The 21,836-nt window shown below is 68.3% G+C and carries 23 protein-coding genes and 2 tRNA genes; 14 read left to right on the forward strand and 11 right to left on the reverse strand.

Annotated elements, in window-relative coordinates:
• Nucleotides 1–192: 192 nt before the first annotated feature.
• From NS2_RS01360 to pknB, 6 genes are all read left to right on the forward strand, one after another.
• Nucleotides 193–660, forward strand: coding sequence for an FHA domain-containing protein FhaB/FipA (locus NS2_RS01360; protein WP_033085206.1), 468 nt, complete (start codon nucleotides 193–195; stop codon nucleotides 658–660).
• Nucleotides 657–2,171, forward strand: a complete 1,515-nt coding sequence (locus NS2_RS01365) for a protein phosphatase 2C domain-containing protein (protein ID WP_033085205.1) — start codon at nucleotides 657–659, stop codon at nucleotides 2,169–2,171. Before NS2_RS01360 ends, NS2_RS01365 begins: the two co-directional genes overlap by 4 nt.
• On the forward strand, nucleotides 2,171–3,679 hold the full coding sequence (locus tag NS2_RS01370; protein ID WP_147207050.1) for an FtsW/RodA/SpoVE family cell cycle protein: 1,509 nt from the start codon (nucleotides 2,171–2,173) through the stop codon (nucleotides 3,677–3,679). The genes NS2_RS01365 and NS2_RS01370 overlap by 1 nt, the downstream gene beginning before the upstream one ends.
• Nucleotides 3,676–5,151 (forward strand): peptidoglycan D,D-transpeptidase FtsI family protein, encoded by a 1,476-nt coding sequence (locus tag NS2_RS01375; protein ID WP_033085204.1) that lies wholly within the window; start codon nucleotides 3,676–3,678, stop codon nucleotides 5,149–5,151. Before NS2_RS01370 ends, NS2_RS01375 begins: the two co-directional genes overlap by 4 nt.
• A 108-nt stretch (nucleotides 5,152–5,259) precedes the next feature.
• Nucleotides 5,260–6,870, forward strand: a complete 1,611-nt coding sequence (locus NS2_RS01380; RefSeq protein ID WP_063864920.1) for a protein kinase domain-containing protein — start codon at nucleotides 5,260–5,262, stop codon at nucleotides 6,868–6,870.
• Nucleotides 6,867–8,771, forward strand: a complete 1,905-nt coding sequence (pknB, locus tag NS2_RS01385) for a Stk1 family PASTA domain-containing Ser/Thr kinase (protein ID WP_033085203.1) — start codon at nucleotides 6,867–6,869, stop codon at nucleotides 8,769–8,771. Before NS2_RS01380 ends, pknB begins: the two co-directional genes overlap by 4 nt.
• A gap of 82 nt (nucleotides 8,772–8,853) precedes the next feature.
• On the opposite strand, the gene NS2_RS01390 is transcribed toward pknB, so the two are convergent.
• From NS2_RS01390 to NS2_RS01400, 3 genes are read right to left on the reverse strand one after another with little or no spacing between them, the layout of a single operon-like run.
• Nucleotides 8,854–9,315 carry a cytidine/deoxycytidylate deaminase family protein gene (locus tag NS2_RS01390; RefSeq protein WP_033085202.1) on the reverse strand — a complete coding sequence of 154 codons (462 nt, stop codon included), beginning with the start codon at nucleotides 9,313–9,315 and terminating at the stop codon, nucleotides 8,854–8,856.
• Entirely contained in the window at nucleotides 9,305–9,988 is a 684-nt protein-coding gene (locus tag NS2_RS01395; RefSeq protein ID WP_033085201.1) for a RibD family protein, read from the reverse strand. The genes NS2_RS01390 and NS2_RS01395 overlap by 11 nt, the downstream gene beginning before the upstream one ends.
• Nucleotides 9,985–10,626 carry an aminodeoxychorismate/anthranilate synthase component II gene (locus NS2_RS01400; protein ID WP_033085200.1) on the reverse strand — a complete coding sequence of 214 codons (642 nt, stop codon included), beginning with the start codon at nucleotides 10,624–10,626 and terminating at the stop codon, nucleotides 9,985–9,987. Before NS2_RS01400 ends, NS2_RS01395 begins: the two co-directional genes overlap by 4 nt.
• A 149-nt stretch (nucleotides 10,627–10,775) precedes the next feature.
• Between NS2_RS01400 and crgA the strand changes: the two genes are divergently transcribed.
• Both crgA and NS2_RS01410 read left to right on the forward strand, forming a co-directional pair.
• Complete coding sequence (crgA, locus tag NS2_RS01405; RefSeq protein WP_033085199.1) at nucleotides 10,776–11,042, forward strand: cell division protein CrgA; 267 nt, start codon at nucleotides 10,776–10,778, stop codon at nucleotides 11,040–11,042.
• 133 nt (nucleotides 11,043–11,175) lie between these two features.
• Nucleotides 11,176–11,619 carry a PH domain-containing protein gene (locus tag NS2_RS01410; RefSeq protein WP_033085198.1) on the forward strand — a complete coding sequence of 148 codons (444 nt, stop codon included), beginning with the start codon at nucleotides 11,176–11,178 and terminating at the stop codon, nucleotides 11,617–11,619.
• A gap of 1 nt (nucleotide 11,620) precedes the next feature.
• On the opposite strand, the gene NS2_RS01415 is transcribed toward NS2_RS01410, so the two are convergent.
• Both NS2_RS01415 and NS2_RS01420 read right to left on the reverse strand, forming a co-directional pair.
• Complete coding sequence (locus NS2_RS01415; protein ID WP_033085197.1) at nucleotides 11,621–12,493, reverse strand: rhomboid family intramembrane serine protease; 873 nt, start codon at nucleotides 12,491–12,493, stop codon at nucleotides 11,621–11,623.
• Nucleotides 12,494–12,539: 46 nt separating this feature from the next.
• Nucleotides 12,540–13,067, reverse strand: coding sequence for a peptidylprolyl isomerase (locus tag NS2_RS01420; protein WP_033085196.1), 528 nt, complete (start codon nucleotides 13,065–13,067; stop codon nucleotides 12,540–12,542).
• Between the two features lie 142 nt (nucleotides 13,068–13,209).
• Here NS2_RS01420 and NS2_RS01425 point away from each other — a divergent pair, with 142 nt between their 5' ends.
• The 3 genes from NS2_RS01425 to NS2_RS01435 all read left to right on the forward strand — a co-directional run bounded on the left by NS2_RS01425 (nucleotide 13,210) and on the right by NS2_RS01435 (nucleotide 15,586).
• Entirely contained in the window at nucleotides 13,210–13,479 is a 270-nt protein-coding gene (locus NS2_RS01425) for a hypothetical protein (protein ID WP_033085195.1), read from the forward strand.
• Between the two features lie 14 nt (nucleotides 13,480–13,493).
• The gene (gene glmS / locus NS2_RS01430) at nucleotides 13,494–15,332 is read left to right on the forward strand and encodes a glutamine--fructose-6-phosphate transaminase (isomerizing) (protein WP_033085194.1); all 1,839 of its coding nucleotides are present in this window, start codon (nucleotides 13,494–13,496) and stop codon (nucleotides 15,330–15,332) included.
• A gap of 71 nt (nucleotides 15,333–15,403) precedes the next feature.
• Nucleotides 15,404–15,586 (forward strand): hypothetical protein, encoded by a 183-nt coding sequence (locus NS2_RS01435; protein ID WP_033085193.1) that lies wholly within the window; start codon nucleotides 15,404–15,406, stop codon nucleotides 15,584–15,586.
• On the opposite strand, the gene NS2_RS01440 is transcribed toward NS2_RS01435, so the two are convergent.
• The 4 genes from NS2_RS01440 to NS2_RS36655 all read right to left on the reverse strand — a co-directional run bounded on the left by NS2_RS01440 (nucleotide 15,572) and on the right by NS2_RS36655 (nucleotide 19,126).
• Nucleotides 15,572–16,414 carry an ABC transporter permease gene (locus NS2_RS01440; protein WP_081985540.1) on the reverse strand — a complete coding sequence of 281 codons (843 nt, stop codon included), beginning with the start codon at nucleotides 16,412–16,414 and terminating at the stop codon, nucleotides 15,572–15,574. The genes NS2_RS01435 and NS2_RS01440 overlap by 15 nt on opposite strands.
• Entirely contained in the window at nucleotides 16,411–17,406 is a 996-nt protein-coding gene (locus NS2_RS01445) for an ATP-binding cassette domain-containing protein (protein WP_147207051.1), read from the reverse strand. Before NS2_RS01445 ends, NS2_RS01440 begins: the two co-directional genes overlap by 4 nt.
• Before the next feature lie 451 nt (nucleotides 17,407–17,857).
• A complete protein-coding gene (locus NS2_RS01450; protein ID WP_033085191.1) occupies nucleotides 17,858–18,883 on the reverse strand; it encodes an adenylate/guanylate cyclase domain-containing protein in 1,026 nt (341 codons plus the stop codon).
• A gap of 135 nt (nucleotides 18,884–19,018) precedes the next feature.
• Nucleotides 19,019–19,126: a DLW-39 family protein gene (locus NS2_RS36655; protein WP_211724353.1), complete on the reverse strand. Its 108-nt coding sequence runs from the start codon at nucleotides 19,124–19,126 to the stop codon at nucleotides 19,019–19,021.
• A gap of 61 nt (nucleotides 19,127–19,187) precedes the next feature.
• Between NS2_RS36655 and NS2_RS01455 the strand changes: the two genes are divergently transcribed.
• The 3 genes from NS2_RS01455 (at nucleotide 19,188) to NS2_RS01465 (ending at nucleotide 20,491) form a co-directional block, all read left to right on the forward strand.
• Nucleotides 19,188–19,778 (forward strand): protoglobin domain-containing protein, encoded by a 591-nt coding sequence (locus tag NS2_RS01455; RefSeq protein WP_033085190.1) that lies wholly within the window; start codon nucleotides 19,188–19,190, stop codon nucleotides 19,776–19,778.
• Nucleotides 19,772–20,368, forward strand: coding sequence for a MarR family winged helix-turn-helix transcriptional regulator (locus tag NS2_RS01460; RefSeq protein ID WP_033085189.1), 597 nt, complete (start codon nucleotides 19,772–19,774; stop codon nucleotides 20,366–20,368). Before NS2_RS01455 ends, NS2_RS01460 begins: the two co-directional genes overlap by 7 nt.
• 50 nt (nucleotides 20,369–20,418) lie before the next feature.
• Nucleotides 20,419–20,491, forward strand: a tRNA-Ala gene (locus NS2_RS01465).
• A 120-nt stretch (nucleotides 20,492–20,611) separates the two neighbouring features.
• Here the strand turns inward: NS2_RS01465 and NS2_RS01470 are convergent.
• Both NS2_RS01470 and NS2_RS01475 read right to left on the reverse strand, forming a co-directional pair.
• Nucleotides 20,612–20,685 (reverse strand) — tRNA-Ile (locus NS2_RS01470).
• A gap of 138 nt (nucleotides 20,686–20,823) precedes the next feature.
• The gene (locus NS2_RS01475) at nucleotides 20,824–21,798 is read right to left on the reverse strand and encodes a DUF3566 domain-containing protein (RefSeq protein ID WP_261772252.1); all 975 of its coding nucleotides are present in this window, start codon (nucleotides 21,796–21,798) and stop codon (nucleotides 20,824–20,826) included.
• Nucleotides 21,799–21,836 lie beyond the last annotated feature (38 nt).

Below are 21,836 nucleotides of genomic sequence, written 5' to 3' on the forward strand. Positions count from 1 at the left end.
GAATTCCTCGGTCGTATCGTGATCGCAACCGGTCGACGGCCCTATGATGCTGCCAATACTGGCGGCGGAGAATGGCCGCGCTAACCAGCAACGCACCGACGCTGACCAGCAACACACCGGTTGGGGGTCACGGAGCCATACCTCCGTAACTGCCCCGTACCTACGACACGGTCGAACAGGAGGTGGAGCACCGTGCAGGGATTGATCCTGCAATTGACCCGTGCGGGGTTCCTGCTGCTGTTGTGGCTGTTCGTGTGGGCGGTGCTCCGGACCCTGCGCAGCGATATCTACGCGGCTTCCGGCCTCCGGGTCGCGCCTCGGGCCGCAGGCGGTTCCGCGGTGCTCCCATCGTTTCGCCGGGGCCAGAAGGGCGCCAAATATCTCGTGGTGACTCAGGGTTCTCTCGCCGGCACCCGTATCTCGCTCGGCACACAGCCGGTGCTGATCGGGCGGGCCGACGACTCCACACTGGTTCTCACCGACGACTACGCCTCCACCCGCCACGCGCGCCTCTCGCCGCGCGGTGAGGACTGGTACGTCGAGGATCTCGGTTCCACCAACGGGACCTACCTCGACCGGTCGAAGGTCACCACTCCGGTCCGAGTTCCGCTCGGCTCCCCAGTCCGTGTCGGCAAGACAGTGATCGAGCTGCGATCGTGACACTTGTTCTCCGCTACGCAGCGCGCAGCGACCGTGGTCTCGTCCGAGCCAATAACGAGGACTCCGTCTACGCAGGTGCGCGCTTGCTCGCGCTGGCGGACGGCATGGGCGGCCACGCCGCCGGTGAGGTCGCCTCGCAACTGATGATCGCCGCGCTGGCGCATCTGGACGACGACGAGCCCGGCGACGACCTGCTCGGCAAGCTCAATCGTGCGGTGCACGAAGGCAATGCGTCCATCGCCGACCAGGTCGAGGAGGAACCCGAACTCGACGGCATGGGCACCACGCTCACCGCCATCCTGTTCGCCGGGCGCAAACTCGGCCTCGCGCACATCGGCGACTCCCGCGCCTATCTGCTCCGCGGCGGTGAACTCGCCCAGATCACCCGTGACGACACCTTCGTGCAGTCGCTGGTGGACGAGGGCCGGATCACCCCGGAGCAGGCCCACACCCATCCCCAGCGCTCGCTCATCATGCGGGCGCTGACCGGCAACGAGATCGATCCCACCTTGGTGGTGCGCGAGGCGCGCGCCGGGGATCGCTATCTGCTGTGCTCCGACGGTCTCTCCGACGTGGTCAGCGACGAGACCATCGCCAACACCCTGCGCGAGGGCAGCACCGACGAGTCGGCCGACCGGCTCATCGAATTGGCCCTGCGCAGTGGCGGTCCCGACAACGTGACCGTGGTGGTCGCCGATGTCATCGATCTGGACTACGGGCAGAGCCATCCGATCGTGGCGGGCGCGGCGTCGGGCGAGGACGAGGACACGCCCCCGCCGAACACCGCCGCGGGCCGGGCCGCCGCCATGCGCCCGCCGCGTGCCACCCCGCGCCGCGCGGTCGCACAGCCCGAACCCGAGCCGCCCCGCAAGAGCCACAAGCTGCGCTGGCTGGCGCTGTCACTGGCCCTGCTGGTGGCGGTGGGCGCGGGTCTGACCGTGGGCTACAACATGATTCGCAGCAACTACTACGTCGGCACCGACGGCGAGAAGGTGGTCGTGCTGCGCGGCCTGCCCGGTTCGGTGCTGGGCTACTCGATTCGCGACGTGGATCAGGTCGGATGCGTCACGCGCGCCGGCGAATTGACGCTGACCGGACCGGGCGCCGGATTTCCGGCGGGCTGTGCTCCGCTGACCCGCAACGATCTTCGCCCCAGCGGCCGCGACTCGGTCGACAAGGGCCTGCCGCCGGGTTCGCGCGACGACGCCATCAAGCAGATCCGCAATCTGGTGCAGTCCGAACTGCTTCCGGCGTGCGAGAAGCCGCAGCAGCAGCCGACGCCGAGCACCACCCCGGTGCCGCCGTCCACCGACCCCAACCAGCCGGGCAACTCGGTCACCACCACCCCGGCCGCGCCGACCACCCCGGCCGCGCCCGGCGGCATCACCGGCGGTGAGCGCACCGGCGAGAACCACACCCTCGAACCCCACAAGTCCGACCAGCCGACCGCTCCTGTCACCACCACCACGGCACCGCAGATCCCGGGGCAGAACTGCAGGACGGCGGACTGATGTCCGCACCGGCACCGCCGTCCACTGGGGCCTTCCCCAGTCCACCCGGCGGATTCGCTCCTGCGCCCCCACCGGCGACCCGGCGCAATGTCGAGTTGCTGCTGCTGGGCCTGGCGGCCGTCATCACGACGGTCTCGCTGGTGCTGGTGGAGGCCAGCCAGGAGCAGGCGATCACCTGGGAGATCGCCAAACTGGGCGCCGCGTATCTGGCGCTGTTCGGCGTCGCGCATCTGGCGGTGCGGCGGTTCGCGGCCTTCGCGGATCCGCTCCTACTACCGATCGCGGCGCTGCTGAACGGGTTGGGCCTGGTGATCATTCACCGCGTCGACCTGGCGCAGGCTCAGGACGCCGCCTTCGCCTCGCTGCCCATCCCCTCCCCCGACGCCAACCAGCAGGTGCTGTGGACGGGGTTGGGGATGGTGGTTTTCACGGGGTTGTTGATCGCGCTGCGGGACTACCGCAGCCTGGCCCGCTACGCCTACACCCTGGGCCTGATCGGTTTGATCGCGCTGGCGCTGCCCGCGCTGCTGCCGGACCGATACTCCATGGTGAACGGCGCGAAGATCTGGATCCGCCTGCCGGGCTTCAGCGTTCAGCCGGGCGAGTTCGCCAAGATCGCGTTGATCGTGTTCTTCGCCGGGGTGCTGGTGTCCAAGCGCGATCTGTTCACCGGTGCGGGCAAGCACGTGTTCGGCATGGAGTTGCCGCGCATGCGCGATATGGGTCCGGTGCTGCTGGTGTGGGCGGTGTCGGTGGGCGTGCTGGTGGTGGAGAAGGATCTCGGCACCTCGCTGCTGATCTTCTGCACCGTGCTGTGCATGCTCTACATCGCGACCGAGCGGGTGGGCTGGGTCGCGGTGGGCATGGTGCTGCTGGTGATCGGATTCGTGTTCGCCTACAACATGTTTTCGCATGTGCGGGTGCGCGTGGAGAACTGGCTGCACCCCTTCGCCGACTACTCCAATACCGGCTATCAGATCTCGCAGTCGCTGTTCGGGCTGGCCACCGGCGGGCTGGCCGGGACCGGGCTGGGCAGCGGGCGGCCCTCGCGGGTGCCGTTCGCCAAGACCGACTTCATCATTTCCGCCATCGGGGAGGAGCTCGGCCTGATCGGGCTGACCGCCATCCTGATGTTGTTCTGCGTGTTCACCATTCGCGGCATCCGGACCGCGCTGGCCATTCGCGACAGCTTCGGCAAGCTGCTGGCGGCGGGGCTGGCGTTCACCATCGCGGTGCAGGTGTTCGTGGTGGTCGGCGGTGTCACCAAGCTGATTCCGCTGACCGGTCTCACCACGCCGTACATGTCGTACGGCGGGTCGTCCCTGCTGGCCAACTACATACTGCTGGGTTTGCTGATCAAGATTTCCGACGCCGCCCGGCGACCGGCCCCCGCGCGTAAGCGGGCGGAGCCGATCGCGGACGCGTCGACCCAAATGCTGCGCAAGGTGGATTCGGATGCAGCCCGCGTGAACACGCCGGTGCGCAAGGTGAAGGGGGGTGCCGCGTGAACACGCCTCTGCGCCGGGTGGCGCTGGCGGTCATGGTGATGATCGTCGCGCTGCTCGCCAATGCCACCTACGTGCAGGTGTTCAAGGCCGACAGCCTGCGCAACGATCCGCGCAATGTGCGCGTGCTGCTGGACGAGTACGCGCGTCAGCGCGGGCAGATCTCCGCCTCGGGCACGGTGCTGGCCAGCTCGGTGGCCACCGACGACCGCTACAAGTACCTGCGCACCTACCCGACCGACCCGCTGGCCTACGCGCCCGCCACCGGCTACTACTCGATGCAGTACGGCAGCAATGGGCTCGAGCACGCCGAGGACTCGGTGCTCAACGGTTCGGACAACAGCCTTTTCGGCCGCCGGCTCATCGACATGATCTCCGGGCGAGATCCGCGCGGCGGCAATGTGGTGACCACGCTCAACCCGGTCATGCAGAAGGTGGCCTACGAGCAGCTGACCGCCAAGAACCTGACCGGTTCGGTGGTGGCCATCGAGCCCAGCACCGGCCGCATCCTGACCATGGTGTCCACGCCGTCCTACGATCCGAACCTGCTGGCCGGGCACGATGGCGCGGCCACCCAGAAGACCTGGGAGCAGCTGCAGCAGGATCCGCGCCAGCCGATGCTCAATCGCGCCGTCTCGCAGACCTATCCGCCGGGCTCCACCTTCAAGGTGGTCGTGACCGCGGCCGCGCTGTCCAACGGTATAGCGAAGCCGGACGACCAGCTCACCGCGCAGCCGCGGATCACCCTGCCGGACACCACCACCACGCTGGAGAACTACAACGGCAGCCACTGCGGCCCCGGCGACGCCCAAACCGTTTCCCTGACAGAGGCTTTCAAGTACTCGTGTAACACCGCCTTCGTGGAGCTCGGTATCAAGGTGGGGGCCGCGAAACTGAAGGACACAGCGAACGCCTTCGGCATCGGCACGCAACATCCGAATATTCCGATTCCGTGGGCGGACAGCACGGTCGGGACCATCCCGGACAATGCCGCGCTGGGTCAGAGCAGCATCGGGCAGCGCGATGTCGCGCTCACCCCGCTGGACAATGCGGTCGTGGCGGCCACCATCGCCAATGGCGGCGTGCGGATGAAGCCGTATCTGGTGGACCAGTTGCAGGCGCCCGACCTGAGCACGCTGGAGACCACCAAGCCGACCTCGGTGGGCCAGGCGGTCACCCCGCAGGTGGCCACCCAGATCACCAATCTGATGCTGGAGTCGGAGAAGAACACGCAGGGAGGGACGCAGCCGCGCTCGTACCAGATCGCGTCCAAGACGGGTACGGCCGAGCACGGCAGCGATCCGCGCAACACTCCCCCGCACGCCTGGTACATCGCGTTCGCGCCGGCGCAGAACCCGAAGATCGCGATCGCGGTCATCGTGGAGAACGGTGGCGACCGGGCGCTGGCCGCGACGGGTGGCTCGGTCGCCGCGCCCATCGCGCGCGCCGTGCTGGACGCCGGGCTGGGGGGCTGACGATATGAAGGTGCAAGAAGGCGTGAGTGGGTCAGGGCTCGGAGGAGGCAGCTTGCGTAACCACGCAGAGCCCCCACTCACGCCATGTGTATGCAGACAGGGTCTCGAATGCTGAACAACGGAGCGATGATCGCGGACCGGTACCGGCTGCAGCGGCTGATCGCCACCGGTGGCATGGGCCAGGTCTGGGAAGCGCTGGACACCCGGCTGGACCGCCGGGTCGCGGTGAAGGTACTGAAGGCGGAATTCTCGACGGATCCGACCTTCCGGCAGCGTTTCCGCACCGAAGCGCGGACCACCGCGCAGCTGAACCACCCCGGCATCGCGAGCATCTACGACTACGGCGAGACGCAGGACCCGTCCGGCGGTGAGATCGCCTATCTGGTGATGGAATTCGTGCAGGGCGAGCCGCTCAACGCGGTGCTGTCGCGGCTGAACCGGCTCTCGGTCGCGCAGGGCCTGGACATGCTCGAGCAGACCGGGCGCGCACTACAGGTCGCGCACCTGGCGGGCGTGGTGCACCGGGATGTGAAGCCGGGCAACATTCTCGTGACGCCCACCGGCCAGGTGAAGATCACCGACTTCGGCATCGCCAAGGCGGTGGACGCCTCCCCGGTCACCAAGACCGGCATGGTGATGGGCACCGCCCAGTACATCGCCCCCGAGCAGGCCACCGGCGAGGACGCCACCGCGGCCTCGGACGTGTACTCGCTGGGTGTGGTCGGCTACGAGGCGCTTTCGGGCGCGCGGCCGTTCACCGGCGACGGCGCGCTGACGGTGGCCATGAAGCACGTGCGGGAGGCCCCGCCGCCGCTGCCCGCCGATCTGCCGCCGAATGTGCGCGAGCTCATCGAGATCACCATGGCCAAGGATCCGGGCCAGCGCTATACCGACGGCGGCGAGTTCGCCGACGCGGTGGCCGCGGTCCGTTCCGGCCGCAGACCCACCCCGCCCGGCGGCCTGCCGGTCGCGCCGGCCAATATGACCGGCGCCACCCGGGTGCTGCCGCCCGGACCGACCATGATCATTCCGGGCGCGCGGGCCGACCAGGCCACCACGCGGTATCAGACCCCGCCGCAGCCCATGCGGCAACCGGCCGAGCCCCCGGCGAGCGCGACCCAGGTGATGTCCGGTCCGCGAACCCCGGTGGGCCCGATGACCTTCACCGGCCCCGCGGACCACGAGACCGGTCGCTTCACCGCCGGGCAGAAGGCCATGGCCGGGCTGGCCGTGGGCGCGCTGATCCTCATCGCGGGCGTCGGAATCGTGCTGGCCAGCAACAACTCCCACGAGACCACGCCGCCCGCCCGCACCAGCGCGGTGGTGGCGCCCCCGTTGAACCCGCCGACCACCACGACCACGCCGACCACGACCACCCGGGAACGGCCGGTGCCGCCACCCCCGGTGACCACCTACGAGCCGCCGCCGACCACCACCCCGGAGCCGACGACCACGCCGCCGCCGACCACGACGACTCCGCCGAAGACCACCACGACCACGCCGAAGACCACCACGACCACGCCGAAGACCACCACCGGTCGCTGGCCGTGGCAGCCGGGCGACATACCATCGTGGCCGGTGACTCCCGGCGCGAACCCCGGCGGCGCGAACCCGGGCGGAGCGGTGAGTCCGGGCAGTAACCGCAATCCGGTGTATCCCCAGGACGCCGACCCCTATTCGCCCTATTCATCCACGGTCCCGCAGCAAGGATTGCCATGACGACCCCGAAGAACCTGTCCTCGCGCTACGAGCTGGGCGAGATCATCGGGTTCGGCGGCATGTCCGAGGTGCACAAGGCCCGGGATCTGCGGCTCGGCCGGGATGTGGCGATCAAGGTGCTGCGCGCCGATCTGGCCCGCGACCCCACGTTCTACCTGCGCTTCAAGCGGGAGGCGCAGAACGTGGCGGCGCTGAATCATCCGGCCATCGTGGCGGTGTACGACACCGGCGAGGCCGAGATCGACGGCGGCCCGCTGCCCTACATCGTCATGGAGTACGTGGACGGCGACACCCTGCGCGACATCGTGCGCGGCAAGGGCCCGCTGCCGCCCCGGCGCGCCATGGAGGTCATCGCCGATGTGTGTGCGGCGCTGGACTTCTCGCACCGCAACGGCATCGTGCACCGGGACATGAAGCCCGCCAACATCATGATCAACCGCGCGGGCGCGGTGAAGGTGATGGACTTCGGCATCGCCCGGGCCATCGCCGACAGCTCCAACCCCATGACGCAGACGGCCGCCGTCATCGGCACCGCCCAGTACCTCTCGCCCGAGCAGGCCCGCGGCGAGCAGGTGGACGCGCGCTCGGACGTGTACTCGGTGGGCTGCGTGCTCTACGAGATCCTCACCGGCGAACCGCCTTTCACCGGTGATTCGCCGGTCGCGGTGGCCTACCAGCACGTCCGGGAGGATCCGCGGCTGCCCTCGCAGGTGCATCCGGGCGTACCACGCGAACTCGACTCGGTCGTGCTCAAGGCCATGAGCAAGAACCCGGCCAACCGGTACCAGACCGCCGCCGAGATGCGCGCGGACCTGATTCGGGTGCTGGGCGGGCAGAAGCCGACCGCGCCCATGGTCATGACCGACGAGGACCGCACCGGTTTCCTCGACGACGAACTGCCGCCGCCGCGCAGCTACCGCACCGTCGAACGCCGCGACGACACCACCGAACAGGAGATCGTCGAGGCCAATCCGCGCCGGCGCACCGCGCTGATCGCCGTGCTCGCGGCGGTCGCGGTCGCGGCGGTGGCCGGGCTACTGTTCATGCTGGTCGGTCCCGGCGCGCGGCCGGATCAGGTGGCGGTGCCGGATGTCGCCAACCAGAACTACCAACTCGCGCAACGGGATCTGGAGAAGGCCGGCTTCGTGGTCGCCATCCAGCAGAAGAACGATCCCAAGGTGGCGCAGGGCAATGTGATCGCCACCCAGCCGCTGGGCGGTTCGCGAGTGGACAAGGGCAGCACCGTCACCCTCCAGGTGTCGGCGGGCCCGCAGCAGGTGACGGTGCCGAAGCTGGCGGGCCTGACCCAGGCCCAGGCCGAGCAGTCACTCAATTCGCAAGGGTTGCGGCTGAATCCGGAGATCAAGAAGGAAGCCTCGAGCACCGACGACAAGGACAAGGTCGTCGCGCAGACGCCCGACGGGGGCCAGAAGATCGATTCCGACGGGCAGGTCACCATCACCCTGGGCTCCGGCCCGGACAAGGTGCGGGTGCCCGACGTGGTCGGCCAGACCGTCGACGTCGCGCAGTCCACGCTGGCCGACACCGCGGGCTTCAAGGTGACCGTCCAGGAGGTGCCGAACAACCAGCCCAAGGGCACGGTCATCGCGACCAATCCGGCCGCGGGCACCCAGGCCGACAAGGGCTCGAACATCACCGTCCAGGTCTCCACCGGCGACCAGTTGACCATGCCCGACCTGCGCGGCCTGACCCCGGCCCAGGCCGTGGACATGCTGCGGCAGAAGGGCTGGAACGGTCAGGTCAGCCAGAACACCATGAGCACGCTGAACGCGGGCGAGGTCGGGCGCATCCTGGCCCAGCAGCCGACCGCGGGCTCGGCGCTGGGCAAGTCGCAGACGGTGACGATCACCACCGGGGTGTTGTCGCTCGGCCCGCCGTGATCGGAATTCGACACTGAGAAAAGGGGTCCGCGGCATTGCCGCGGACCCCTTTTGTTTCATGTGAAACCTTGCCGGTTGAAAATCAAAGGCGCAGATGCCGGTTCATCGACATGGCCTCGTCGGCCAGATCGGGCAGCTCGACCACCTCGATCTTGTGCTCGCGCAGCTTCTCCACCCCGACGCAGTTCTCCACGAAGGTGCCCGGCTCCCGCCACGCGATGACCACCCGCCGGATCCCGGCCGCCAGAATGCGATCCGTGCACGGCGCGCGATCCTGGCTCGCCCGCTGCGAACACGGTTCCAGCGTGCTGTACAGCGTGGCGTACGGCAGCCGCGGGTCGTCGGCCGCCAGCTTGTTCAGCGCCGATTCCTCGGCGTGCACCTTGGCGTCGGTCTCCCGCGACCACCCGTGCTCGATCTCGACCCCGTCCGCCCCCACGATGACCGCACCCACCGCGAAGGCGGTCTCGCTGTGCGGGCACAGCCGGGCCAGGCCGATGGCGTGCCGCATCCAGCCGCGGTCCCCCCGCGTCTCATCCGACATCGGAATCCTCCTTCGGCAGATAGCGCAGCAGCGCGATATCACCGATCCGGCCCACATCGGCCAGCTGCATGCGGTGATTGGGGCCGCCCGGGAAGTCGGCGGGCCCGAGGAAGCGCGGGGCGGCCGGATCGCCGACCACCACGGGCGCGACGGCCATCCAGATCTCGTCGGCCAGCCCCGCGGACAGGAAGGCCGTGTGGATGCTGCCCCCGCCCTCGACCATGAGCCGCGCGATGCCGCGCTTGCCGAGGTCGTCCAGCAGGGCCGCGAAATCGATTGCCGGGCCCAGCGATATCACCTCGGCGAGGCCGTGCAGCCGCTCGCCGAGCCGGGTGGCTCCGGAATCGGTGGTGTAGACCAGTCTTTCGCCGCCGCTGTGCCAGAACCGCAGCCTCGGATCTAGATCGCCGCCCGCGGTGACGATCACCCGCACCGGGTAGTCGGGTTTGCCCGTGGCGACCCGGTGCAGCCGCCGGTCCATGCTGTTGACCAGCAGCCGCGGATTGTCCCGGCGCAGGGTTTGCGCACCGATGAGAATCGCGTCCGACTCCGCGCGCAGCGCGTCGACGCGGTCGAAATCGGCGGCGTTGGAAAGCAACAGCCGGTCCGGGCTCGCGTCGTCGATGTAGCCGTCGATGCTGACGGCCACCGACAGCATGACGTGCGGCCTCATGACGTGAGTGCCGCGACCTCCGCCTCCAAGGTCCGCACCAGTCCCTCCGCCGGCCGCTCGCCGCACACGCCCAGCCAGTTGGCGAGCATGCGGTGCCCGCCCTGGGTGAGCACGGATTCGGGGTGGAACTGCACACCGTGGATGGGCAGGTCGCGATGCCGCATGGCCATGACGATGCCGGATTCGGTGCGGCCCAGCACCTCCAGCTCCGGCGGCATGGTCTCCTCGAGGACGGTCAGCGAGTGGTAGCGGGTGGCGGTGAAGGGGTCGGGCAGTCCGGCCAGTACGCCCGCGCCGATGTGGAAAACGTCACTGGTCTTGCCGTGCAGGAGTTCCGGAGCACGGGTCACGGTGGCGCCGAAGGCCTCTCCGATGGCCTGATGCCCGAGGCAGACGCCGAGCAGCGGGGTGGCGTGCTTCGCGGCGGCGTGCACCAGCGGAATGCTCGCGCCCGCGCGGTCCGGGCTGCCGGGTCCGGGGCTGATCAGCACCCCGTCGAAGTCCTGCACGACCTGATCCACATCCGCGAGCCGCTCATCGTCGTTGCGCCAGACCTCGGTCTCCACACCCAGCTGTCCGAGATACTGGACAAGGTTGAACACGAAGCTGTCGTAGTTGTCGACGACCAGTACACGCATGATTCGAGAGTAGTCACCGCGGCGGCGTGCGTCGCATGCAATACCGCCGAAGCGTGTCACCACAATCGCCCGGGGCCTCCCCAACGACACTTTCCACAGGGTTGCCGGGATAATGTCTACGCAGACAGAACGCCGAATACGAGGACGTCATGCCTAAGTCAAAGGTCCGGAAGAAGACCGACTACACGATCAACCCGGCCAGCCGCACCCCCGTGCGGGTGAAGTCGGCAGGCCCGTCGCCGGTCTGGTACGTCGCCATCATGCTGGGCTTCATGCTGGCCGGGCTGGCCTGGCTGCTCGTCTACTACCTGGCGAACGAGCAGATCAAGTGGATGAGCGATCTGGGCGCCTGGAACTTCCTGATCGGATTCGGCCTGATGGTGGTCGGTCTGATCATGACCATGCGCTGGCGCTGACCGCGCCGACACGCCTGACCGCGCCGACACGCCTGACCGCGCCGACACGCCTGGCGGCGTGTGCCTTACATCATTGTTATTCATACACACCTGTGGATGAGCCTGTGGACAACTCGAGGAGGGAGTGGGGACAGTGACGAGCACCGATCCCTCCTCCCGGCTGAGCTGGTCCACACCCCCGGCGGCGCTCACGATCTGCGGCATCGGCGGCCTGGTACTGGCCGGCGCCACTTTCCTCTCGAACGACGGTCCCGGCCGCCTGCTCATCGGGCTGGCCGCGCTGGGACTGCTCTTCCTGACCGGCGTGGGCCTGCGACAGCGGCCGCGGCTGGCGATCGAACCCGGCAATCCGGTGCATGTCGTGGTGCGCGGGCTGGCCGGGGCACAGCGCTACACCCCCCAGCAGATCCTCCGCGTCCGCGTGGTGAACTACCGGCGACTGGGCCGGCGCATGCCGATGCTGGAAATGGATGTGGATCACGACGGCGACGAGAGGCTGATCATCTTCGGCCGCTGGGATCTGGGCGCGCACCCCGAGGATGTCCTCGAGGTGCTGCGGATCCACCTGTCGCGATAGCTCACACGAGACTGGGCGCGCCGAGCGCCGTCACCAGTACGGCGGCCAACGCCACCGCCACGATTGCGGCCCAGCCGATGTTCAAGGCCATGCGGGTGTCCCTGGTGCCGAGCCAGCGCGGCAGATACAGGATCCCGACGGTGGCGACCGTGCCCGCCAGCAGCCCGCCCAGGTGCGCCCAGATCGAGATGCCGGGCACCGAGAACGTGATGATCAGGTTGACCGCCAGCAGGATCGCGATCTGGGTCAGGTTCTGCCGGGTGCGCAGCATGATCACGCCCACCGCGCCGAAGATGCCGAAGATCGCGCCGGACGCGCCCGCCGAGGCGGTGAGCGGATCCGAGAGCGCGGTCACCGCCGCCGAACCGCCGAGCAGCGCGGCCAGGTAGACGGCCACGAAACGGCCGCGGCCCAGCGCCACCTCGCAGTACGGGCCGAGCACGTAGAGCGCGAACATGTTGGCCAGCAGGTGGATCGGACCGTAGTGCAGGAAGCCGGAGCCGAGCACCCGCATCCAGCCGCCGCCCTGATCGACCAGGCCCGGCACCAGCACCCAGTCGTAGAACAGCCGCGAGCGGTTGTTGTTCATCACGCTGTGCGCCTGGAAGGCGGTGGCCGCGAAGACGATCACGTTGATCGCGATCAGCGAATAGGTGACATACGGGGTCGGTATCTGCGACACCCGGGTCCCGGCCGCATTGCGGACCGGCCGGACGTCATTGCGGCCCTGCTGGACGCACTCCACGCAGTGCTGCCCGACAGCGGCCGGGGTGAGGCACTCCGGGCAGGCCGGACGCCCGCACCGGGTGCAGGCCAGACCGGTGGGCCGGTCGGGGTGGCGGTAGCAGGTGGGTGCGGGCGTCTGGGGTTGCATGTGAGTTCTCTTCGGCTGTGGCCTGATTCAGGAGGTATGACCGGATTCAGGAGATGGTGATGTTGTTGATCACGATCTCGTCCTTGGGCCGGTCTTCGCGATCGGTGGGGGTGGTGGCGATGGCGTCGACCACCTTGCGGGAGTCCGGGTCGAGGACCTCGCCGAAAATGGTGTGTTTGCGGTTCAGGTGCGGCTGCGGGCCGAGCGTGATGAAGAACTGGGAACCGTTGGTGCCCGGCCCGGAATTGGCCATGGCCAGCAGGTATCCGCGGTCGAAGCGCAGTTCCGGGTGGAACTCGTCCTTGAATTCGTAGCCCGGGCCGCCGCGACTGGTGCCGAGCGGGTCGCCGGTCTGGATCATGAATCCGTCGATCACCCGGTGGAAGGTGACGCCGTCGTAGAAGGGCCCGGAGTCGGTGCCCGACGCGTTCTCGGTGGTGTACGGCGCGGAACCGTCGGCCAGGCCGAGGAAGTTGGCGACCGTGCGGGGAGCGTGGTTACCGAAGAGCGAGATCTTGATGTCGCCGAGGTTGGTGTGCAACGTCGCGACGGCGGTCTGGTTCGGTGAGGTCACGACCGCCAGCCTAAATGCAGGTCCTGAGCAGCCCCTGAATCGGCACACTCCCAGCAGGGAAAATCGCGGCAATGTGTGATTCCCTGCCCGAATTCGGGCAGAAAAGTGGCGGAAGCGGGCGCGGCATGGCAAGTTCGTTCGGGTGAATGACGGGGATCCGGTCGATCTGGTGCGCCACGTGGCGGCCTCCACCGGCCTGCCGCCCGCCGTCGCGGCCCGTGTGGTCGCCGACGTCGTCGGATACTTCGACGAGACCGCCGAGCAGTTCGTGCGCCGCAGACATGCCGAACTACAGGGCCGCCAGGTCCGCAATGCCGAGATCTGGCAGCGCTTGGCGGACGAGCTGGCGGGGCGCCCGGTGGCCGCCCCCGACTTCACCGAACGACAACTGCGTCGCATCGTCTACGGGTAGGAGTCCGTCGCGCAATGTGTGGAATCGTCGGTTACATCGGGCACCGTGAGGCCGTCCCGGTCCTGTTGGAGGGCCTGCACCGGCTCGAATACCGGGGTTACGACTCCGCGGGCCTGGCCGTGCCGCACCGGGGTCGGTTGCGCGTCACCAAGACCCAGGGCCGGGTCCAGGACCTGCGCGACCGGGTCGACGCCGAGGGGGCGCGGCTCAAGGGCAGCGTCGGCATCGCCCACACCCGCTGGGCCACCCACGGCGAGCCCTCCGACGTGAACGCGCACCCGCACCTGGACGGCTCCGGCCGGATCGCGGTGGTGCACAACGGCATTGTGGAGAACGCCGAGGAACTGCGCGCGGTGCTCGGCGCCGAGGGCGTGGAATTCGTCTCCGACACCGACACCGAGGCCATCGCGCATCTGGTGGCCGCCGCGCTGGATCAGACCGACAGCCTCGAGGACGCCGTCCGCACCGCCATGCGCCGGGTCGAGGGCACCTTCGGCCTGCTGGTGCTCGACGCCCGCCGCCCCGACGAACTGGTGGTGGCCCGCAACGGCTCCCCCATCGTGCTCGGCGTCGGCGACGGCGAGATGTTCGTGGCCTCCGACGTGGCCGCCCTGGTGCATCACACCCAGCGCGTGGTATTCCTCGACGACGGCGAGCTGGCCACCGTGCGCGCCGGCGAATTCCGCACCAGCACACTGGGTCTCGAGGCGCGCCGCACCGACAAGATTCCGACCACCATCGATATGGCGGCCGAGGACTACGCGCTGGGCGGGTACCCCGACTTCATGCGCAAAGAAATGGCCGAACAGCCCGACGCCGTGCGCCGGGCACTGCGCGGCCGCTTGGACGAACGGTTCGCCACCGCCCATCTGGGTGGGCTCAATATGGACGCGCGGGAGCTGCGCGGCATCAGCAAGGTGGTGTTCCTGGGCTGCGGCTCGGCCTACTACGCGGGCCAGCTGGGCGCGCAGCTGGTCGAGGAGCTGGCCCGGATTCCGGCCACCGCCGAACCCGCCTCGGAGTTCCGCTACCGCAATCCGGTGGTGGATCCGGACGCGCTGTACGTCGCCATCAGCCAGTCCGGCGAGACCATCGATACCCTTGCGGCCGTTCAGGAATTGCAGCGCAAGGGCGGGCGGGTGATCGGCGCGGTGAATGTGGTCGGCAGCGCCATCGCCCGGGAATGCGGTGCGGGCGTGTTCCTGCACGCGGGCCCGGAGGTGTCGGTGGCCTCCACCAAGGCGCTGACCAATATGACGGTCTCCTTCGCCATGCTGGCGCTGCTGCTGGGCCGGGTGCGGGATCTGTCCGCGGCCGGCGGCGAGCGCATCGTGAACGGCCTGCGCGCGCTGCCCGAGGCCATCGACGCGGTGCTGGCCGCCGATGCCGCCATCGCCGATATCGCGGCCCGCTACGCCAAGGCGCGCAGCATGTTCTTCATCGGCCGGGTGCGGGCCTGGCCGGTGGCGCGCGAGGGCGCGCAGAAGCTCAAGGAGATCTCCTACATTCACGCCGAGGCGTACCAGGGCTCCGAGCTCAAGCACGGCCCGCTGGCGCTGATCGACGCGGAGATGCCGAGCATCGTGCTGGTGCCCGGCGACGAGCTGCTGGCCAAGAACATCACCACCATCGAGCAGATCAAGGCGCGCGGCGGCCCGGTCATCGCGGTCACCAATACCGATCTGCCGGATGGTCTGGCGGACGCGGTGATTCGGGTTCCGGCCGTGTGCCCGGAACTGGACCCGATCATCCTGACGATTCCGCTGCAACTGCTGGCCTATCACACGGCCATGGCCCTGGGGCGCGACGTCGACAAGCCCCGCAACCTCGCCAAGAGCGTCACCGTCGAATGAGAACCGGGGTGTGGGCACCGCGCCCACACCCCGTCCGTGCGCGAATTCCTTTGCTGTGCCAGCATGGTCGGATGGAGCTGGGGAGCGTTCGTAACAAGGTCATCGTGGCCGCCCTTTTCGCGATTGCGGGCGGCGTCATCGCATTCTTCGTGAGCAAGCGCCCGCAGCCGCAGGCCCCGGCCGCGGAGCCGCCGCGCCTGGGTTATTCGCGCAACGGCTCCGCGCCCACCGCGGATCTGTCAGCGGCTCACTGACCGCCGGTACCGATTCAGCGCCAGCGGCACGAAGACCGCCAGGATCGCGACCACCCACATCAGGGTCGTCGCGACCGGATGCCGCATGGGCCACACATCGGCCGCCGGGCCCAGCGGACTGGTGTTCCCGAACAGGTCGCGAGTCGCCTGCGTCACCGCCGACACCGGATTCCATTCCGCCACAACGCGAAGCACCGTGGGCAGGTTCTGCGACGGCACGAAGGTATTGGCGATGAAGGTGAGCGGGAAGATCACCATGAAGTTGGCGTTGTTGTACAACTCCGGCGTCCGCACCAGCAGGCCGATCACGGCCAGGATCCACGACACCGCGTAGGCGAACAACAGCAGCAGGACATACGCCAGCACCGCGTCGAAGAACGACCCGCGGATGCGCCACCCCACCACCAGTCCGGTCAGCGACATCACCAGCAGGCTGACCACATTCATCACCATGTCGGCCACGGTGCGCCCGATCAGCACCGCGGACGGCGCCATGGGCAGCGAGCGGAACCGGTCGATGATGCCCTTCTGCATGTCCTCGGCCAGGCTCAGACCGGTGTAGGTGGCGCCGAACACCACGGTCTGGGCGAAGATGCCCGCGATCAGGAATTCGCGATAGGACGTGCCCGGCAGCGTGATCGCCGAACCGAAGACGTAGGCGAACAACAGCACGAACATGATCGGCGACAGCGTGGAGAAGACGAGCACGTCGGGCACGCGCCGGATCTTGATGACATTGCGCTTGGTGATGGTGATGCTGTCGGCGACCAGCATGGCGAGTCGCTGTGCGAGCGAGGGACTTTCGGCGACGGCGAGGGCGGAACTCATCGGGCCCCACCCCCGACCTTCGCGTCGGCGTCCCGGTTCCCGTTGATCAGCTCCTCGGCCTCGTGACCGGTCAGGGATAGGAAGACGTCATCGAGGGAGGGCCTGCGCAGCCCGACATCGTGGATCTTCACCTCGTATTCGGTGAGCTGCCCGATGGCGTCCACCAGGGCCTGCGACCCGTCCTCGACCGGGACGATGATCCGGCGCATCCCCGGCTCCAGCCGAATCTCGCCGTGCGCCAAGCCTTCCAGCGCCTGCTGCGCGAGGGCGAGATTGTCGGCGTGGTCCACCACCAGCTCGATGCGGTCACCGCCGACCATGGCCTTGAGCTCGTCGGAGGTGCCCTCGGCGATGACGCGGCCGTGGTCGATGACCGCGATGGAATCGGCCAGCCGATCGGCCTCCTCCAGGTACTGGGTGGTCAGCAGCAGGGTGGTGCCACCCGCCACCAGTTCCTCGATCACATCCCAGAGGTCAAGGCGCGCACGGGGATCCAGTCCGGTGGTGGGCTCGTCCAGGAACAGCACCGGCGGATTGGCCACCAGCGCGCCCGCCAGGTCGAGGCGGCGGCGCATACCGCCGGAATAGCCCTTGACCGGCCGGTCGGCGGCGTCGGCGAGACGGAAGCGCTCCAGCAGCTCGCGGGCGCGCTCCTTACTGCGCTGCACGCCCATGTGATAGAGCCGCCCGAACATCTCGAGATTCTCGAAACCCGTGAGGTATTCGTCAACGGCCGCGTACTGGCCGGAGGTGCCGATGCGGGAGCGCAGCAGCTGCGGATCCTTCAATACGTCCACCCCGGCGACGGTGGCGTGGCCCGAATCCGGGACCAGCAGGGTAGTGAGAACGCGCACGGTGGTGGTCTTGCCCGCGCCATTGGGGCCGAGCAATGCGGTTACGGTGCCTTCGGGTACGGAAAGGTCCAGACCATCGAGCGCGATCAGATGGCCGTATTTCTTGACCAGACCCTCGGCGACAATGGCGTCGGCCATGATTCTCCTCACTGCAGACCGGTTCTGAACTGCACGGATAGGGACGAACAAGACCAAACGCTCTCGGTCAGTATGGCCGGGCACGCGAAAGGCCGCATCCCATTGGGGGTCCGGCGGTGCTCGGGGGTGCCGGTATGGGATGCGGCCGATTCGATGATCCGCCCGGCCACCGGCCTCGATCGCGAGTAGCGAGCTACTCGAATCGAATTCGGCGAAGGACGCAATTCGGTCACGGAGTCATGCTGCCACTCGGGTACGACACTTTTTCCTCGAAAAAATCTTGGAACGCGGTGCCCCGATACCCACACAATCCGAATTCGTCGCGTAGGATCGTTCCCGTCGGCCCCTCCCCCCCCGGGCCGACCTTACGCGGGCCTCGGCTAACTCCCCCCCTTCGCCGAGGCCCGCCCCTATGCCCGGGGTCGGTTACTTCTCACAGGTCGGTTACTGCTCACACCAGTGGCCGAATGACATTGCGGCGCAGCACATGGCCGTGCAGCCGATTGATGCCCTTCACCCGCACGGTGGCCAGATGCCGCAGCGTGAATTCCGGTTCGTCCGTGATCGCCTCCGCCGCACCGTCATCCACCAGCACGGTGCCCGGCCGCGCCACACCGGTCAGGCGCGCCGCGGTATTCACCACCGACCCGTACAGATCGCCGAAGCGTTGCAGCACTTCGCCATACGCCAGCCCCACCCGCAATTCCTGGGTGACGCCGTGCGAGGCGATGGCGGCCTCCTGCACCGCGAGCGCGATGCGCGCGCCGTCGGCGGCGGTATCGGCCGCGAACATGACTTCATCGCCGACGTTCTTGATCACCCAGCCGCCGTTCGCCACGATCGCATTACTGGTGGCCGTCTCGAACGCCTCCAGCAATGCGGACAATTCGTCCGGCTCCAAATGGCGGGTCAATCGGGTGTACCCGACCATGTCGGCGAATCCGATGGCCAGCTCCCGCAGCGTGTCCCCCGCGACCGCGCCCCCGTCCAGCGACCGGGCCAGCGCGGCGTCCAGGTGCCGGCGGAAGGCGTAGCGCTGCAAGGTCTCGAATTCGGTGACCACCTCGTCGGTGGCGATCCGCGCGGCCTGCTTCGGATCGGTGTCCGGGGCCTCGCGGGTGATGGTCGCGATCCGGTCCAGGATCTCCTCGGTCACCAGGTCGACCTGCCATTCGGCCAGCCGCGCCATGGACCGCCCCAGCGTGCGCGCCGCGGTGGTCTGCCGGTGAATGTCCGCACCGGAGAGCACGTGCAGCTTGGCGAAGGTCTTGGCGGCCTCGACATCGGAGTCGCTGTACTCCACGGCCTTGTCGTCCGGGTCGGCCGGGAAGCCCAGCGCCACCCACAGCCGCCGGGTGACATGGTTGGGCAGGCCGGTCAGATCCGCGACCTGTTCGCGGTCATACTTGCGCGGCCCGCTCAGCAGGTACGGCTCCACCACGGACTGCACCAGGTCGGAGATCTCAGTGGACGCCATGCCTCGACGATACGGCGTGAATCGGGCCGCAAACCGCCGCTTGTTCCGTGTCACAGTGCGGAAGTTTCCGGCCCCGCGGCGGCGGTCCACCGATGATTTGCGGGGACGCCGGAATCAGCGCCCCCGCAGCGACTTTCAGCGGGTGGTGACCTCGTGCCAGAGGTCTGCGTCATTGCGCTGACGCAGCTTGCTGATTCCGAAGACCACGGCGGCGACCAGGACCAGGGTGAGCACAAATTTCATGTCCCCCACCCTACTTGGCGGAGTCTTGACGGACAAACATAGGACTCCTATCGTTCTCGGCATGACCAGCACCATACCCGCCGGATACCGCTACGACGATCCGGCGCTCGCGCCCTCGCCCCTGTCCCTCGACGATCTCGCCGAACTCCAGCGCTCGGTGCTGTGGAGCGAGGCCGACGCCGCCGCCCTGCGCCGCGCCGGGGAAATCCTTGTGCCGCAAACCGATCGGATCCTCGACGTCTGGTACGGATTCGTCGGGGCCAACCCCCATCTGGTGGCCGCCTTCGCCGGGAGCGACGGGCAACCCGACGCGGCGTACCTGGCCGCGGTGCGCGGGCGATTCGGGCAGTGGATCTCGGACGTGTGCACGCGCGAGTACGACGCGAAATGGCTGGCCTACCAAGAGGAGATCGCGCGGCGGCACCACACCTCCGGCAAAAACCGCACGGACGGCGTGGATTCGCCCTCGACCCACATCCCCATGCGGCACCTGCTTGCACTCATCGTGCCGATCACCGTGACCGTCCGGGACTTCCTGGGCGCGACCGGAGCACCCGCGGCCGAGGTCGACGTCATGTATCACGCCTGGTTCAAGGCGATCACCCTGTCGGCGGCGCTGTGGGCCAGGCCGTACAGTCCTGACCTGTGGTGAATGCGGGAAACGAGCACGAGGTCGCGGACAAGGTGGTCGCGGCGCTGGACCGGATCGCCCGCGGCGTCCGCGCCCACCGCCAGGCCATCGCCTCCCGCACCGGTCTGACGCCCCTGCAACTGGAACTGCTGCGCACCCTGGCCGAGGGTCCGCCGCCCGAACCCCTCACCGGGCTGCTGGCCACCGAACTCGGGGTCAGCCAGCCCACGGTGTCGGATTCGCTGCTGGCACTGGAACGCAAGGGCCACGTGGCCCGGCAGCCCGCCCCCGGCGACCGCCGCCGCAGCGCCATCGTGCTCACCCCGGACGGCAGCGCAGTGGCCGCCGAGATCCGCGCCGCGGACGAGGTCCTGCGCGCCTGCGTCGCGGAGCTGCCGAGCGATCGGCAGGACCAGACCCTGCACACGCTGCTCGAGCTCATCGGCGGCCTGCTGCACGCCGGCGTGGTGCAGGTGGCCCGCACCTGCACCACCTGCCGCTTCTACCGGACCGACGACTCCACCACCGCCCACTGCGAGCTGCTCGGGCAGCCGCTCCCCCCGCGCGACCTCCGCGTGAACTGCCCCGAACACCAACCGGCAGCCGACTGAGCACGGGGTTTGACCTGGGCCAACTCCGACATGTACCTTCGTGCAGGTCTGGGGCCTTAGCTCAATTGGCAGAGCACTGCCTTTGCAAGGCAGGGGTTAGGGGTTCGATTCCCCTAGGCTCCACAACGAAAAGCCGCGAGTTGCAATGCAACCCGCGGCTTTTTTCGCAGCTACGTCCGGTACGGGTCCGGATATGAAAAAAGCCCCCCGGGATTCCCGTAAGGCGTTTTCGATCTTATGGAGTGGGCCTAGGAGGACTTGAACCTCCGACCTCTTCGTTATCAGCGAAGCGCTCTAACCGCCTGAGCTATAGGCCCTTAGTGGGTGTTCGAAGTGTGTCACTCGAACGAGGCAGAAGATTACCGCACCGAAGCGCCGATAACCAAAACGGCCGGTCAGCGGGCTGCACGAGGCAGACCCGGACCGGCCGTCACGGGGATCGAAAGAGCGGTTTCCTAGTCGGGATCGGCCAGGGTGACCTGGATGCCGCCGACCAGATCGGTGCACTGGTTGTAGACGAAGACGCCCACGGTGGACAGCGCTGTCAGCAACACCACATTGATGAGGCCGATCACGCCGGCGTAGCCGAAGACCGTGCCCGCGTCGATGAGCGACGAGGACGAGTTGTCCGAGACCATGTCGGTGAAGGTGGAGTTCAGGCGCTCCCACACGCCCATGCCCTCCAGCACCAGGTACAGCAGGCCGACCGCCAGCATCCACACGAAGAACATGGCCACGCTGATCACCAGCGAGACCTTCAGCGTGGACCACGGATCGATGTGGCGCAGCTGCACGGTGGCGCGCAGCGGCTCACCGGTGGCCGCGGCCTGCGCCACCGCCGCGGGGGCGGACGGCGCGACCGGACCGGCCGGTGCGATCGGCTCCGGCGGCGGCAGCGGGTGCCGCAGCTCGGACAGATCCTGCAGATCCTTGACCAGTTCCGGACGGGAAATGCTGCGGGTGGGCCCGTCGATGCCGACGGACTTCACCATGGCCGCCTCCTTGCGCGCCGCCTTGGCCGCCAGGTCGGCGGTGGTGCGCGCATTGGAGACACCGGCGTTCAGGCCGCCGCCCTGGAGGCCGCCGCCACCCTGCAGCCCGCCACCCTTGAGGCTGGCGGTGCTGCCCGGCGTCGGGGCCTGGCCCGGGCGGTACAGGTTGGACTGCGGCTCCCGCTGCGGCAGCTGCGACCAGCCATCCTGGAAGGGCGAACCGCCCTGCTCGGCCGCGGAATCCGCAGCCGCCTCTGCCGAATTGTTACCTTCCGGCCCGAATTCGCCGGACTGGTCCGACAATTCGGGTGCTTGCGGCGCGCCGCCGTCGTTCCCGCCGGTCCGCGGAATGGGCCGCGGCGGAATCGGGGACGGGGCGATTCTCTCGGTCACGCCATTGGCATGACCGCGCTGGTCATTCGGCTGATTCGTGGTCAATGGTGAATCCTTCGATCCGTGTGTGCCGCCGCTGCTGT

The sequence above is a fragment of the Nocardia seriolae NBRC 15557 genome (genome assembly GCF_007990715.1).
Classification (GTDB): domain Bacteria; phylum Actinomycetota; class Actinomycetes; order Mycobacteriales; family Mycobacteriaceae; genus Nocardia; species Nocardia seriolae.

Bases quoted from the DNA above. Each gene is read 5' to 3' on its own strand.
- NS2_RS01455 (WP_033085190.1), top strand. From the start codon at position 19,188: ATGACCAGCACCATACCCGCCGGATACCGCTACGACGATCCGGCGCTC.
- NS2_RS01395 (WP_033085201.1), bottom strand. From the start codon at position 9,988: ATGAGGCCGCACGTCATGCTGTCGGTGGCCGTCAGCATCGACGGCTAC.
- crgA (WP_033085199.1), top strand. From the start codon at position 10,776: ATGCCTAAGTCAAAGGTCCGGAAGAAGACCGACTACACGATCAACCCG.
- NS2_RS01445 (WP_147207051.1), bottom strand. From the start codon at position 17,406: ATGGCCGACGCCATTGTCGCCGAGGGTCTGGTCAAGAAATACGGCCAT.
- pknB (WP_033085203.1), top strand. From the start codon at position 6,867: ATGACGACCCCGAAGAACCTGTCCTCGCGCTACGAGCTGGGCGAGATC.
- NS2_RS01400 (WP_033085200.1), bottom strand. From the start codon at position 10,626: ATGCGTGTACTGGTCGTCGACAACTACGACAGCTTCGTGTTCAACCTT.
- glmS (WP_033085194.1), top strand. From the start codon at position 13,494: ATGTGTGGAATCGTCGGTTACATCGGGCACCGTGAGGCCGTCCCGGTC.
- NS2_RS01415 (WP_033085197.1), bottom strand. From the start codon at position 12,493: ATGCAACCCCAGACGCCCGCACCCACCTGCTACCGCCACCCCGACCGG.
- NS2_RS01435 (WP_033085193.1), top strand. From the start codon at position 15,404: ATGGAGCTGGGGAGCGTTCGTAACAAGGTCATCGTGGCCGCCCTTTTC.
- NS2_RS36655 (WP_211724353.1), bottom strand. From the start codon at position 19,126: ATGAAATTTGTGCTCACCCTGGTCCTGGTCGCCGCCGTGGTCTTCGGA.
- NS2_RS01390 (WP_033085202.1), bottom strand. From the start codon at position 9,315: ATGTCGGATGAGACGCGGGGGGACCGCGGCTGGATGCGGCACGCCATC.
- NS2_RS01370 (WP_147207050.1), top strand. From the start codon at position 2,171: ATGTCCGCACCGGCACCGCCGTCCACTGGGGCCTTCCCCAGTCCACCC.
- NS2_RS01380 (WP_063864920.1), top strand. From the start codon at position 5,260: ATGCTGAACAACGGAGCGATGATCGCGGACCGGTACCGGCTGCAGCGG.
- NS2_RS01450 (WP_033085191.1), bottom strand. From the start codon at position 18,883: ATGGCGTCCACTGAGATCTCCGACCTGGTGCAGTCCGTGGTGGAGCCG.
- NS2_RS01440 (WP_081985540.1), bottom strand. From the start codon at position 16,414: ATGAGTTCCGCCCTCGCCGTCGCCGAAAGTCCCTCGCTCGCACAGCGA.